This is a genomic window from Lachnoanaerobaculum saburreum DSM 3986, assembly GCF_000185385.1.
GTDB lineage: Bacteria > Bacillota > Clostridia > Lachnospirales > Lachnospiraceae > Lachnoanaerobaculum > Lachnoanaerobaculum saburreum.
Map to the genome: position 1 here is coordinate 573,165 of NZ_GL622296.1, position 14,102 is coordinate 587,266.

Sequence of the window (14,102 nt, forward strand, 5' to 3'; positions counted from 1 at the left end):
ATACCTCCGAATATAAAATATTCTTATGTTTTTAGCATAACACAGTTGTAATCAACTGTAAATATTTGATTACATGAAGCATGGCAGCACCCACATTACGCTGCCGGGCTTTTTATTTGCTCAAAATTTTTATGCACAGAACCTTGATTTTATTCATAAAAAGTGTATAATTATAAAACTATAAAAGTGATTATAACAAAGTAGGAAAGGAAATGAGGTGTTTTTATGATAAAGGCGGGTATTGTGGGAGCTACAGGGTATGCAGGAGCCGAGCTTGTAAGACTGTTGTTACAAAGAGATGATGTGAAAATAGTGGGATTCGGTTCAAAGAGCTTTGCGGGAGAGAGTTACTCACGTATATTTAGAAGTATGTATAAATATGCAGACGATATTTGTGTAAACGACAATGTGTCGGAATTGTCAAAGAAAGCCGACATTATATTTACGGCTACACCTCAAGGTTTCCTTGCTGAAAATATAAATGATGAAGTGCTTGCAAATGCTAAGGTAATAGACCTTTCGGCAGACTTCAGGATAAAGGATGTGGATGTATATGAAAAGTGGTATAAGCTTGAGCATAAGGCTAAGGGGCTTATAGAAGGGGCGGTATACGGTCTGCCTGAGCTTTATCGTAAAGAGATAAAGAAAGCAAGACTGATTGCAAATCCCGGTTGTTATCCTACCTGCTCGATACTTTCATTATATCCGCTGTTAAAGCATAAACTGATAGATGAAAAGAGTATCATAATAGATGCAAAGTCGGGAACTTCAGGTGCGGGAAGAAGTGCCAAGGTTGATAATCTTTTTTGTGAAGTGAATGAAAATATAAAGGCATACGGAATCGGAAGTCACAGACATACTCCTGAAATAGAAGAACAGCTTTCGAAGGTGGCGGGAGAGGATATTGTGATAAGTTTTACACCCCATCTGGTTCCTATGATGAGAGGAATCTTGGTAACGGCATATGCCGCACTGAAGCCCGGAATTGGCGAAGAAGATATAAAAAATGCTTATGAGAGTGAGTATGCAAATGAGAAGTTTATAAGACTTCTTAGAAAAAATGAAAATGCGGAAACGAGATTTGTAAAGGGTAGCAATTTTGTAGATATAGGTTATGTAATAGATAAGAGGACAAACAGGATAGTGGTGACAGGTGCCATTGATAACCTTATAAAAGGAGCGGCAGGTCAGGCCGTACAGAATATGAATTTAATGTTTGGGATAGATGAAGAATGCGGATTAAAAAGTTTACCGATGTCAATATGATGAAAAAAGATATAGAAATAAGGACAATGAAAATCGAGGACTACACCGAGGTAATGTCGCTTTGGCAAAGTATAAAGGGTTTTAGAATCAGGGCGGTTGATGATGATTTTGAACATATAAAAAGATTTCTTGACAGAAATGTGGGGCTTAGCGTTGTGGCAATAAAGGATAATCATATAGTAGGAACCATACTTTCAGGTCATGACGGCAGGCAGGCGACATTTTATCATGTATGTGTGGATTCAAAGTTTAGAGGTGAGAATATAGCGGCAAAGATTGTAAAGGAAGCCATAGATAGAGTAAATGCCGAAGGAATAAGCAAGATAACTCTTATAGCGTTTAAGAAAAATCTTGCAGGGAATATTTTTTGGAAGAGTCAAAACTGGAAGCAAAATAAAGAGATAAACAGCTATGAGCTTGTACTGAATGAGGAAAATATTTCAAGTATAGTAGCATAATCGGCTATACAGGGATTAAAGCTTTGAGTAGATGCTACAGTTAATCATAAAAGCAATATAAGGAGAAAGTATGAAGATAATAAAAGGCGGAATATGTGCAGCGAAGGGATTTTTTGCAAGTGCAACAGAGGCGAATATAAAATATAAAAACAGAACTGATATGGCTATGATTTTTTCAAAAGTTCCTGCCATATCCGCAGGAACCTATACTACAAATCTTGTAAAGGCGGCACCTGTGCTTTGGGACAGAAAAATAACAGACAGTGAAACTTATGTAAATGCAATAGTTATAAATTCAGGTATTGCAAATGCCTGTACCAAGGATGAGGGCATGGAATACTGTAAGATGAGTGCAAAGAAAGCGGCCGACAAGCTTGGAGTGGGAGAGAATTCAATACTTTTGGCATCCACAGGTGTTATAGGCATGCAGCTTCCTATAGACAGAATCTGTGCCGGTATAGAATCACTTTCCAATTCTTTAGAACAGAGCGAAAGGGCTGCAAATGAGGCTGCAAAAGCTATAATGACTACTGATACCGTATCAAAGGAAGTTGCGATAGAGTTTGAAATATCCGGAAAGCCTGTAAAGATGGGTGCTATGTGTAAGGGTTCGGGAATGGTACATCTGAATATGTGTACAATGCTAGGATTTATCACAACCGATGTGAATATTTCAAAGGAACTTTTATTAAAGGCTCTAAAAGAAGATGTTGTCGATACCTTCAATATGGTAAGTGTGGACGGAGATACATCTACAAACGACTCTCTTATAATACTTGCAAACGGACTTGCGGATAATGAAAAGATAGTTAATGAAAACAGTGAGGAGTATAAGACATTTAAGCACAATTTAAATTTTGTCACAACCGCTCTTTCAAAGATGATTGCAGGAGACGGTGAGGGAGCCACCGCACTTTTTGAAGTGGTGGTGAAGGGTGCAAAGACTAAGGAGGCTGCAAGAACTTTGGCAAAGTCTGTAGTCACCTCATCACTTACAAAGGCTGCAATATTCGGACATGATGCCAACTGGGGCAGAATACTTTGTGCTTTGGGTTACAGCGGTGAAAAGTTTGATCCCGATAATATGGAACTGTATTTTGAAAGTGAAAACGGAAGGATTTTGATATATAAGGACGGTGTATCTGTAGGCTTTGATGAGAAAGAGGCTACAAAAATTTTATCTGCAAAGGAAGTAAGAGCTGTTGTAGATTTAAATATGGGAGATTTTGATGCAACGGCATGGGGTTGTGATTTGACATTTGATTATATAAAGATAAATGCGGATTACAGAAGCTAGAGAGGTGTTTTATGGATAAATTACTTGAAAAGGCGGGGACTCTTATTGAGGCTTTGCCGTATATACAGGCATTTAATAAAAAAACAGTGGTTGTAAAGTATGGCGGTTCGGCAATGCTTGATGAGAATTTAAAGAAAAAGGTAATACAGGATATTGTGCTTTTAAAGCTTGTAGGTATGCAGCCTGTTATAGTACATGGAGGAGGCAAGGAGATTTCAAAATGGCTTGAAAAAGTGAATATTGAACCTCATTTTGTAAACGGATTAAGGTTTACAGATGCTGCCACTATGGAAGTGGTGGAAATGGTGTTAAACAAAGTGAATAAAGAGCTGGTGCAGATGATCGGAGAACTTGGAATGAAAGCTGTAGGTATCAGCGGAAAGGACGGATTACTGCTACATTGCCATAAAAAGGAAGTGGAAGGAGAGGATATCGGTCTGGTCGGAGAAGTGAGTGAGGTAAACCCCGATATTATCTTTGATCTTTTGGAAAGGGATTTTTTACCTGTAATATGCCCGGTGGGTTTTGATAAAGAGTATACAAGTTACAATGTAAATGCCGATGATGCGGCATGTGCCGTTGCAAAGGCGTTAAAAGCTGAGAAACTGGCATTTCTTACAGATGTGGAGGGAGTGTACAAAGACTTTGACGATAAGAGCAGTTTGATAGAAAAGATAAGTATAAGTGAAATAGAAAAGCTTATAGAAAACGGACAGATGGGAGGCGGTATGTTGCCGAAGCTTTCAAACTGTGTAGATGCAATAAGAAACGGAGTAAACAGGGTGACAATAGCTGACGGCAGGGTGGCACATTGTCTTTTGCTTGAGATGTTTACAAACAAGGGTATCGGTACCATGATAGTAGGAGATTAAGTTATGAAGATGAAAGAGTCAATGGATTGTGCAGAACAATTATTATTAAAGACATATAACAGGTATCAGGTGGTATTTGATCATGGCGACGGGATAAAGCTTTTTGATACCGACGGAAATGAATATCTGGATTTTTTTGCGGGTATTGCCGTACAGGGGCTTGGGTATAACTATAAGGGAGTGAATGAGGCACTGAAAGCTCAAGCGGATAAGCTTTGGCATATATCAAACTATTTTTATAATGAGCCTGTGATAGATGCAGGGCAAAAGCTTCTTAAAATAAGCCAAATGGAGAAGGTGTTTTTTACAAATTCAGGTACTGAGGCAATTGAGGGTGCGATAAAGATTGCGAAAAAATACGGTACAAAAACCGGTGAAAGATTTGAAATAATTGCGATGGAAGGAAGCTTTCACGGTAGAAGCTTGGGGGCACTTTCAGTAACCGGAAATGAGCATTACAGAGAGGACTTTTATCCTCTGATTCCGGGTATAAAATTTGCAAAATATAATGATATCGAATCTGTAAAAAATCTTGTTAGTGACAAAACCTGTGCTATAATACTTGAGACGGTACAGGGTGAGGGCGGAATACATCCTGCCGCAAAAGAGTTCCTTACAGGTATCAAAAATCTTACAGATGAACATGATTTGATACTGATTTTGGATGAGATTCAATGTGGAATGGGAAGAACCGGAAGGTATTTTGCATGGCAGGAATACGGTATAAAGCCGGATGTGATGACTGTGGCAAAGGCACTTGGTAACGGAGTACCTATAGGTGCCTTTTTGACATCAGGTAAGGCAAGTGGTGTTTTAAAGCCCGGAGATCATGGCTCCACATACGGAGGAAATCCTTTGGTGTGTGCGGTGGCATCCAAGGTACTTGATATCTTTACGGAAGATGATATAACAGGAAATGTAAAAACGGTGGGAGACTATCTCAAAAAAAGCTTGGAAGAGCTGGCAAAGTCATATCCTTTTATCAAGGAAGTCAGAGGAAAGGGATTGCTTCTTGGAATGGAGTTTGACAGACCTGTGGCTGATATTATAAAATCGGCAATTATTGATGAGAAATTGGTACTTATCAATGCCGGAAGCAATGTATTGAGATTTATTCCGCCACTTATTATTTCAAAAGATAATGTTGATGATGCACTCGAAAGGTTAAAAAGGGTGCTTGATAAGTTTTAGAAAAAAGGTGAGCGATGACGAAGGAAGAGATTTTTGCCATAGTTGAAGAGGAAGATGTAGAATTTATCAGATTGCAGTTTACAGATATTTTCGGAACTTTGAAAAATATTGCGATAACTGCAAGTCAGCTTGAGGATGCACTTGAAAATAAGATTCTTTTTGACGGTTCAAGTGTGAAGGGATTTGCGCCTATAGAGGATTCGGACTTGTATTTACATCCGGATCTTTCTACCTTTTGCATCTTTCCATGGAGACCGCAACAGGGTAAGGTGGCAAGATTTATCTGTGATATATACAGAGCCGACGGAAGTATATTCGGTGCGGACCCCAGAGCCGTACTTTTAGATGCATGCAAAAGGGCAAAGGATGCAGGTCTTAATATATTTATAGAAGCTGAATGTGAATTTTTCTTGCTGAATACTGATGACAGCGGAGAAATCAGCCTCAAAGTAAAAGAAAAAGCCAGCTATTTTGATATAGGACCGCTTGATATGAGTGAGAATATCAGAAGAGATATAGTGTTGAATCTTGAAGATATGGGCATAAATATAAAAGCGTCACACCATGAGATTGCCAAGGCACAGCATGAAATAGACTTTACCAATCAGGATGCTCTTTCTTGTGCGGATGCAATACAGACCTTCAGAATGGCGGTCAAGACATTGGCAAAAAGACATGGACTCAGTGCATCATTTATGCCGAAGCCTTTTGGTAATGAGAACGGAAGCGGAATGCACTTTAAAATTTTGATTTTGGATAAGGACGGCAATAATTTGCTTGAAGAAGACAAAAAATTAAGCAAAAAGGCGGGAGCGGCAATAGCCGGAATACTGCACCATGCCTGTGCCGTTTCACTTATAAACAATCCGCTTGTGAACTCATATAAAAGGTTAAAGCCGGGTTTTGATGCACCGGTATATGTGTCATGGAGTTCCAATTCCAACAGAAGCACACTGCTTAGAATAACCGGCGAGAGAAACAATCAGATAAGACTTGAACTTAGAAGCCCTGATTCCGCTACCAATCCATATCTTTGTATTGCAATGCTTGTATATTCAATACTTGAAGGAATAGAAAAAAATTTAGCTTTAGAAGAAGCTGTCAATGAAAATATGTATTCAAATGAGATTACAAATATCAGGAAGTTGCCAAGTACATTAAAAGAGGCTATTGAAGAGTTCAAAAATTCACACTTTGTGAAGGAAAAGCTCGGTACGCATATATTCAGAGAGTATTTAAGTGCAAAAGAGAATGAGTGGGATGAGTTTAACAACGCTATTACAGATTGGGAAATAAAAAAGTATTTGGAAAGATACTGAGTTTATGCGGTATCATTGGAGAAAGGACAATAATGTCAGATATAATCATTGCATTTCCAAATCCCGGTGACAGCAAGGTTTTAAGGTCTATTTTGATAAAAAACGGATATTCAATTGTAGGAGTAGTTGCATCAGGTGCCAAGGCTATAAATCTGTGTGATGATATTGATTACGGTATTGTGATATGTGCTTACCGACTCGGTGATATGCAATATATGGAGTTAAGTGAAAATATCAATGAGAGTTGTGAACTTTTGCTCATCTGTTCTCCAAATAAATTAAATGAGCCGTTGAGTGAGAATATAAATTTTTTGCCGATGCCTTTTAAAGTAACAGAGCTTGTAAAAAAGGTCGGTGAGATATCAGATAAGCTTTATTATGAGAGAAAGAGAAAGAAAAAGCAAACAGAACGTGGCAGTAAGAATTTTCTTACAATACAAAGAGCTAAAGAACTTTTGATAAAGTATAAGAAGATGACTGAGCCGCAGGCACATAAATATTTACAAAGCAGCAGTATGAAAAACGGAGACACTATCATAAGTACGGCAAAAAAGATTTGTCTGTTATATGGTGGTAAGGAATAGATAGATGGAGAAAATTATATGAAGTTTGTAAAAATGCAGGGAGCAGGCAATGACTATGTATATGTGGACTGCTTTAAAGAAAAGATAAAAAATCCAAGTGAGATTGCAATAAAGGTAAGTGACAGACATTTCGGAGTTGGCAGTGACGGACTTATACTTATCTGCCCTTCAGATATAGCGGATGTTAAGATGGATATGTATAATGCGGACGGCAGCAGGGGACTTATGTGCGGAAACGGTGCAAGATGCGTAGCAAAATATGCTTATGATCATGGCTATGTAAAATCTGAAAATTTCACCATGGAAACAGGTGCAGGTATTAAGTATATCAAGGTGGAACCTAAGGACGGTAAGGCGGAATATATCAATGTGAATATGGGAAAGGCCGTTATTACATCTGAATTTCCTGAGAAAATATTGATAAACGGTGAGGAGAAAGAGTTTATAGGAGTTGATATAGGCAATCCGCATGCAGTCTATTATATAGATTCATTGGAGAAACTACAGAATATGGATCTTAACAGAGTGGGAGAATACTATGAAAAGCATGAGAGATTTTCGCAGAAGGTCAATTCGGAGTTCATTTATATAAAGGACAGAAAAAATATCTACATGAGGGTATGGGAGAGAGGCTCCGGAGAGACTCTTGCCTGCGGTACAGGAGCCTGTGCCAGTGCCTTTGCCACAATGAAAAAAGGTGCCTGTGATACATCGGTCAGAGTACATCTGCTTGGCGGAGACCTTGATATCAGCTTGGAAAATGATGAAATATATATGAGGGGAAAAGCCGAGTATGTATTTACAGGTGAAATAAACTTTTAAAGTTTTTAGTTATTATTTACAATAAGCAAGCAAAATATAATTTTCCTGTCAATATCATGGTAATCTTTTAACAGATTGAACTTATACTCAATGGTGTATAGGCAATTTTACATAAACAAAAGTAAAAAAACCTTTTTTGCTATTGATTTACTCGTGATAATGCATTATTATTTATATGAAAGTTGTTAATATCTACTATCAGATATTTAGATAATATCGAATTGTAAAATTAGTCCTTGTCAAAAGTGACGAGTGATTAGTGACTGTCTCATCATATTTTTTGTATGAGATGGTGGGGTAAAGTAATAGAGAAAAGGAGATAAATATATGATCTCAAACCAGATTCTTCAAAATACTATAGACGGACTGAAAAGTATTACAAGAACTGAGCTTTGCGTTTGTGATATTGAAGGCAAGGTCTTGGCAACTACCTTTTCAGAAGCGGAGACCTATGGTTTACAGGTAAACACATTTGCCAATTCATTGGCGGACTCACAGGCTATCGGTGGGTTCCAGTTTTTTAAGATTTTTGATGAGCATCAGCTTGAGTATATTCTTTTGGTAGAAGGTACCACAGATGACACATACATGGTAGGAAGGTTGGCTTCATTTCAGGTGGAGAACCTTCTTGTAGCATACAAGGAGAGATTTGATAAGGATAACTTCATCAAGAATCTTTTGCTTGACAACTTGCTACTTGTAGATATCTACAATAGAGCAAAGAAGTTGCATATTGAGACAACTGTAAGAAGAGTGGTATATATCATTGAGACTAAGAATGAGAGGGATGTATCAAGTCTTGAAGCTGTGAAGTCGCTTTTTTCATCAAGGAACAAGGACTTTGTTACGGCGGTTGATGAGAGAGACATCATCCTTGTCAAAGAGATGAAGGAGGGTTCGGCATATGAGGATCTTGACAGGGTGGCCAGGTCCGTTATAGATGAGTTGAACTCTATAGGTATCTTAAACGTTACCGTCTCATACGGTACTATAGTCAATGAGATAAAAGAGGTTTCAAAGTCTTATAAAGAAGCTAAGATGGCGCTTGATGTAGGCAAGATATTCTATACATCGGAAAATATAGTAGCTTACTCAAGGCTTGGAATAGGAAGACTTATATATCAGTTGCCTATACCGCTTTGCAATATGTTCATTAAGGAGATCTTTGACGGAAAGAATCCTGAGGACTTGGATGAGGAAACACTTACCACTATCAACAAGTTCTTTGAAAACAGTTTGAATGTGTCTGAGACTTCAAGACAGCTTTTTATCCACAGGAATACGCTGGTATATCGTTTGGATAAGTTACAAAAGAGTACAGGTCTTGACCTTAGAATGTTTGAGGATGCCATCACATTCAAGATTGCCCTTATGGTTGTAAAATATATGTCATATATGGATAGGGTAGGTTACTAAAATAAAATATAAAGTTTCAGATAAATATGGGGAGATTTATATCTCCTCTTTGTTTTTTATGTAAGAGATGGTATCATAGAATGAAATATGGATTTGGAGGGTTTATATGTTTGAAAATCATGAAAATGACGATTTAAAAGAATATATCAAAGAACGAAAAGACGGAAAAACAGCTACAGATGCAGGGTACAGGATAGAAGAAAGAGCAAAGCGGCGAAAGGGCAGGCTGAACGGAATTGTATGTTTTATAGCCGGAATGATAGTTTCGTTTGTACTTGTTTATGTGGGATTTGTTATTGCACTGAATAACGGGGGCTTTACATCAGGACTGGCGGCTACTAATGTAAGTAAGCTGGATTATAGAAAGATAGAGGAAAAGACATCACTGTTACAAAGTATTATAGATAAATATTTTCTCTTTGATGAGGATATGACAAAGGTGGAAGACGGTATCTATGCAGGAATGATGAACGGGCTTGACGATCCGTATACGGTATATTATACCAAGGAAGAGTATAAAGCACTCAATGAGGATACTGAAGGTAAGTATTCAGGTATAGGTGCTACAGTTTCACAAAATCCCAAATCAAAGATTATTACAATAGTAAATGTATTTGATAACAGCCCTGCAAAGGAAGGCGGACTGTTGGCCGGAGATATAATATATAAAATAGACGGTGAGGAAGTAACAGGTACAGACCTGGATGTATTGGTAAAAACAAAGATAAGAGGCGTGGAAGGCTCAAGTTTTACCATGACGGTAATCAGAGGTGACGACAGAAAACAGATAGACTTAAATCTTACAAGAAGGTCAATAGAGATACAGACCGTAACATCAAAGATGCTTAATGACGGGATAGGCTATGTGGCTGTAAGTCAGTTTGATGCGTTGACATCGGAGCAGTTTAAGTCAAATATAGAGTCACTGAAATCACAGGGAATGAAAAAACTGATAGTAGACCTGCGCGGTAATCCGGGAGGACTGCTTGATCAGGTTGTGGATATGTTGGATTATATATTGCCTGAAGGTCTGGTTTTATATACGGAGGATAAAAACGGCAATAAAGAAGAGTATTATGCTAAAAATCCGGATGAACTTAAGATTCCGATGGCGGTACTTGTAAATGAAAATTCGGCATCGGCATCGGAAGTTTTTACAGCGACTTTCAAAGATTTCAAATGGGGTAAGGTAGTGGGAAAGACAACATTTGGAAAAGGCATCGTTCAAAATGTGCTTCCTCTTGGTGACGGCACAGCAGTAAAAATCACCACACAGCATTACTATCCGCCGTCAGGTTATGATTTGCACAAGGTCGGTATAAAGCCTGATGTGGATGTGGATTTGAATGACGGTGCAGTGATTGGCAGCGACTCCGACAATCAACTTGGCAAAGCTGTGGAAATACTAAAGAGTGAGGAGTAAATATGAGCTTCAATCCGTTTGAGGGGCTAAAAAAAGCAGGTGAACTGAAAAAAGAAAATGAGAGTATAAAGAAAATAAAGGCGGATATAATATCCGCCTCTGGTACTGATGAAAAAAAGGCTGTTTATAAATACTTCAGCGGAGAGGATATTATAGATAGCCTTTCGATGACTACAGATATTGCAAAAAAAGCAAAGGAACTGATAAAAAAGGGACAGGTAAAACTGGAAAGTGTTGAGGAAAACACCAGAAAATATGATATGGACTACGGCTACTACTTTGAACAGGATACTGGAGTATACGGTAGGGCAAAGGCACATATAGGGTCGGATGATTGTAATGTCAGGATAGATTTCAGTAAAAATGAACTTACAGATGCAACATGTGATTGTGCAAGGTGCTTTAACAAGAACAGAATGAGCATGTATTATGGCAATGACAGGAGAAATTGTGAACATGTAGTAGCTACGGTTTTTTTATTGAATGCATATCTGGACAGCCATGAACTTGGTGATGAGACCAACTACTTTGGAGATTCTTTTCTTTCATACTACGACAATGAGGCAAGTGATGAGGGCAGCATAAATGTGGTTCCGAGACTGATACTTTCAGAAGGCCCGAATGACACTGTCGGAGCTTTTATTCAGTTCAGGATTGGCAAAAAAAAGCTTCTGATGATAAAAAACTATGTGAGCTTTGTGAATGCCATAAAGGGAAATGAAATTTATCCGCTGGGTAAGAAAGACAGTGTCAGACTGTCTTATTCCGTATTTGATGAGGAAAGTCTGAAGTATGTAAAATTTATAGAAACTTTGATTGAAAAAGAGACGGCTATCAGTTATAATCTGCTGGATTATGCCAGAACAAGATTTAATGTCTCAAGAATACAGTTGGATCCGTCAAATGTGGATGATATATTTGATTTACTTGTGGGCAAAAGAATAGAGCTTGTAAAAGAACCGCTTACAAAAAAGAATATTACTACGGAGATTGAGTTTAGAGAACACAGTCAAAAGATAAGGATAAATATAACTCCTATATACAATGACGGGCAGTTTGGAGGAATAAATTTAAGATTAAAATTTCCTCTGTTTATTCAAACCGGCAGAAATGTATATTGTATAAGTGATACATATTTTGATAAATGTGACAATAAAATTCTTGACCTGGTTAAAGCCTTAAGAGTTCAGGATTTCGGATATCATGATGTTAAGATAGGAAGAAAAAATATAGGCAGATTTTATTCAAAGGTGTTGCCGATTATAAGAGACAGTGCGATTATAAAAGATGAAGCACCTGAGGCAATAGAGTTTATACCTGAAGAAGCGGATATTACATTCTATCTGGATATGGAAGGCGACAATGCAATCGGAAAAATCGAGGCAAATTACAGTGGCGGAAAAGTGGATGTACTTTCAGGTAAAGTGCTTGAGAGAACAGAGGGTGAACTGCTTAGAGATCTGAAGCAGGAGAGCAAGGCGGTAGATGTTTTAAAAAAATTTATGCCTGATAATTCAAACGGTGACTATCTGTCAACAAATACTGAAGATGAGCTGTATGAACTTAAGGTATCAGGTATTGATGTTTTGAACAGATATGGCAAGGTACTTGGAAGTGACGGATTCAATAATGTCAGAGTTTATAAAAGGCCGTCTACAAGTATCGGTGTGTCGGTAAAGTCAAATCTTTTGCAACTTGAGTTGCTTTCAGATGATATGAGTCCTGAAGAGCTTGTAGATATTGTGTCAAGCTACAGAAAGAAGAAAAAGTACTACAGGCTGAAAAACGGTGCTTTTGTAAATATGGATTCCGAATATATGGAAAACTTTGATGAGATGCTGAATGTTCTTAATATTTCTTCAAAAGATCTGAGGGCGGGGGCATTAAGTGTACCGCTGTATCGTTCAATCTACATTGATGAGATGATGAAGGAACATAATGAGCTGATTGAAAAAAGAGATAAGAGCTTTGAAAAACTTATTGGTAAGTTTGACAGCATAAAGTCCATAGATTTTATACCGCCTGATGAGGTTATAAATGTCCTTAGAGGATATCAAAAAGAGGGATTTAAATGGCTTCGTTCTGTAGAAGAACTTGGCTTTGGCGGAATATTGGCAGATGATATGGGACTTGGAAAGACCTTGCAGGTCATATCACTTTTGATAGATGCAAAACAAAACGGCAGGTTGACTAAAGCTCTTATAGTATGTCCGGCATCTTTGGTATATAATTGGAGTGAGGAAATCTCAAAGTTTGATAATGAAAATATACTTAAAGTGTCCGTGCTGGCAGCCGCAAAGGAGGAAAGGCAAAAGAGCCTTGAAGAAAATGAAGATGTGGATATATATATCAGCTCATATGATACACTACGAAGAGATATAAGTCTTTATCATGATATGAGATTTTCACATCAAATAATAGATGAGGCACAGTTTATAAAGAATCAAAATACAGGTGTGGCAAAGGCGGTAAAGGCTGTGCAGGCCGATGTAAAATTTGCCCTGACAGGAACACCTATTGAGAACAGACTGAGTGAGCTGTGGAGCATATTTGACTATATTATGCCGGGCTTTTTATATAGTTATACCGCCTTTAGAACCAGATATGAGAATGATATAGTAAAGACGGGAAATGAAGACAGTGCAAAGCTTTTATCTAAGATGATAGCTCCGTTTGTTCTAAGGCGACTTAAGTCGGAGGTGGCACTTGATTTGCCTGACAAGATAGAAGAAGTCAGAGTGTCAAGATTTGACAGGAAACAGCAGTTGGCATATGACGGTGAACTTAGCAATCTGAAGAAGATACTGCTTGGTGACAAAGACTATAACAATAAAAAGATGATTGTTCTGGCAGAGATTACAAAGCTTAGGCAGATATGTTGTGACCCGAATCTGATTTTTGATGATTACAGCGGTGAGTCTGCCAAGCTTGATACATGTATAGACTTGGTGAAAAGCGGTATAGAAGCGGGACATAAGATACTGCTGTTTTCGCAGTTTTCTTCAATGCTTGATATTATAAGTAAGCGATTTGAAAAAGAAAAAATCACAAGCTTTATGATTACAGGTTCTACACCTAAGGATAAAAGGCTTACACTGGTAAATAAATTCAACCATGATGATACAAATGTATTCCTTATCTCACTTAAAGCGGGAGGTACAGGACTTAATCTGACCGGGGCGGATATAGTGATTCATTATGATCCATGGTGGAATTTTGCGGCACAGAATCAGGCTACGGACAGAGCGCATAGAATCGGACAAAAAAATACGGTAACGGTATACAGACTTATTGCAAAAGGCACTATAGAAGAGAGAATAGTCAAGCTTCAAGAGTCAAAGAAGGATTTGGCGGACAGAGTACTTAACTTTGAAGAGGGAATGTCACTGTCAAATATTTCAAGAGAAGAGCTGTTGGAGCTTTTGGGATAAGATTTTGACAGGGGGAGCAGTGA

Annotated in this window: 11 protein-coding genes; all 11 read left to right on the forward strand. The window is 38.0% G+C overall.

Annotation, left to right across the window (positions count from 1 at the left end; all coding sequences use genetic code 11):
• The first annotated feature begins 225 nt into the window (after window positions 1–225).
• The 11 genes from argC to HMPREF0381_RS02835 all read left to right on the forward strand — a co-directional run bounded on the left by argC (window position 226) and on the right by HMPREF0381_RS02835 (window position 14,079).
• The gene (gene argC, locus HMPREF0381_RS02785; RefSeq protein WP_008750349.1) at window positions 226–1,266 is read left to right on the forward strand and encodes an N-acetyl-gamma-glutamyl-phosphate reductase; all 1,041 of its coding nucleotides are present in this window, start codon (window positions 226–228) and stop codon (window positions 1,264–1,266) included.
• Window positions 1,233–1,724, forward strand: coding sequence for a GNAT family N-acetyltransferase (locus HMPREF0381_RS02790; RefSeq protein ID WP_050784241.1), 492 nt, complete (start codon window positions 1,233–1,235; stop codon window positions 1,722–1,724). Before argC ends, HMPREF0381_RS02790 begins: the two co-directional genes overlap by 34 nt.
• A gap of 70 nt (window positions 1,725–1,794) precedes the next feature.
• Complete coding sequence (argJ, locus tag HMPREF0381_RS02795) at window positions 1,795–3,021, forward strand: bifunctional ornithine acetyltransferase/N-acetylglutamate synthase (RefSeq protein ID WP_008750351.1); 1,227 nt, start codon at window positions 1,795–1,797, stop codon at window positions 3,019–3,021.
• Window positions 3,022–3,032: 11 nt separating this feature from the next.
• A complete protein-coding gene (argB, locus tag HMPREF0381_RS02800; protein WP_008750352.1) occupies window positions 3,033–3,893 on the forward strand; it encodes an acetylglutamate kinase in 861 nt (286 codons plus the stop codon).
• Between the two features lie 3 nt (window positions 3,894–3,896).
• Window positions 3,897–5,084 (forward strand): aspartate aminotransferase family protein, encoded by a 1,188-nt coding sequence (locus HMPREF0381_RS02805; RefSeq protein WP_008750353.1) that lies wholly within the window; start codon window positions 3,897–3,899, stop codon window positions 5,082–5,084.
• A gap of 14 nt (window positions 5,085–5,098) precedes the next feature.
• Entirely contained in the window at window positions 5,099–6,403 is a 1,305-nt protein-coding gene (gene glnA / locus HMPREF0381_RS02810; RefSeq protein WP_008750354.1) for a type I glutamate--ammonia ligase, read from the forward strand.
• Between the two features lie 32 nt (window positions 6,404–6,435).
• Window positions 6,436–6,987: an ANTAR domain-containing response regulator gene (locus HMPREF0381_RS02815; protein ID WP_008750355.1), complete on the forward strand. Its 552-nt coding sequence runs from the start codon at window positions 6,436–6,438 to the stop codon at window positions 6,985–6,987.
• An 18-nt stretch (window positions 6,988–7,005) separates the two neighbouring features.
• A complete protein-coding gene (gene dapF, locus HMPREF0381_RS02820) occupies window positions 7,006–7,809 on the forward strand; it encodes a diaminopimelate epimerase (protein WP_008750356.1) in 804 nt (267 codons plus the stop codon).
• 327 nt (window positions 7,810–8,136) lie between these two features.
• Window positions 8,137–9,225 (forward strand): PucR family transcriptional regulator, encoded by a 1,089-nt coding sequence (locus HMPREF0381_RS02825; RefSeq protein WP_008750357.1) that lies wholly within the window; start codon window positions 8,137–8,139, stop codon window positions 9,223–9,225.
• Window positions 9,226–9,331: 106 nt separating this feature from the next.
• The gene (locus HMPREF0381_RS02830; protein ID WP_008750358.1) at window positions 9,332–10,648 is read left to right on the forward strand and encodes a S41 family peptidase; all 1,317 of its coding nucleotides are present in this window, start codon (window positions 9,332–9,334) and stop codon (window positions 10,646–10,648) included.
• A gap of 2 nt (window positions 10,649–10,650) precedes the next feature.
• On the forward strand, window positions 10,651–14,079 hold the full coding sequence (locus HMPREF0381_RS02835; RefSeq protein WP_008750359.1) for a DEAD/DEAH box helicase: 3,429 nt from the start codon (window positions 10,651–10,653) through the stop codon (window positions 14,077–14,079).
• Window positions 14,080–14,102: the final 23 nt, after the last annotated feature.

Bases quoted from the DNA above. Each gene is read 5' to 3' on its own strand.
- HMPREF0381_RS02830 (WP_008750358.1), top strand. From the start codon at position 9,332: ATGTTTGAAAATCATGAAAATGACGATTTAAAAGAATATATCAAAGAA.
- HMPREF0381_RS02815 (WP_008750355.1), top strand. From the start codon at position 6,436: ATGTCAGATATAATCATTGCATTTCCAAATCCCGGTGACAGCAAGGTT.
- HMPREF0381_RS02835 (WP_008750359.1), top strand. From the start codon at position 10,651: ATGAGCTTCAATCCGTTTGAGGGGCTAAAAAAAGCAGGTGAACTGAAA.
- dapF (WP_008750356.1), top strand. From the start codon at position 7,006: ATGAAGTTTGTAAAAATGCAGGGAGCAGGCAATGACTATGTATATGTG.
- HMPREF0381_RS02805 (WP_008750353.1), top strand. From the start codon at position 3,897: ATGAAGATGAAAGAGTCAATGGATTGTGCAGAACAATTATTATTAAAG.
- argJ (WP_008750351.1), top strand. From the start codon at position 1,795: ATGAAGATAATAAAAGGCGGAATATGTGCAGCGAAGGGATTTTTTGCA.
- argB (WP_008750352.1), top strand. From the start codon at position 3,033: ATGGATAAATTACTTGAAAAGGCGGGGACTCTTATTGAGGCTTTGCCG.
- glnA (WP_008750354.1), top strand. From the start codon at position 5,099: ATGACGAAGGAAGAGATTTTTGCCATAGTTGAAGAGGAAGATGTAGAA.
- argC (WP_008750349.1), top strand. From the start codon at position 226: ATGATAAAGGCGGGTATTGTGGGAGCTACAGGGTATGCAGGAGCCGAG.
- HMPREF0381_RS02825 (WP_008750357.1), top strand. From the start codon at position 8,137: ATGATCTCAAACCAGATTCTTCAAAATACTATAGACGGACTGAAAAGT.
- HMPREF0381_RS02790 (WP_050784241.1), top strand. From the start codon at position 1,233: ATGCGGATTAAAAAGTTTACCGATGTCAATATGATGAAAAAAGATATA.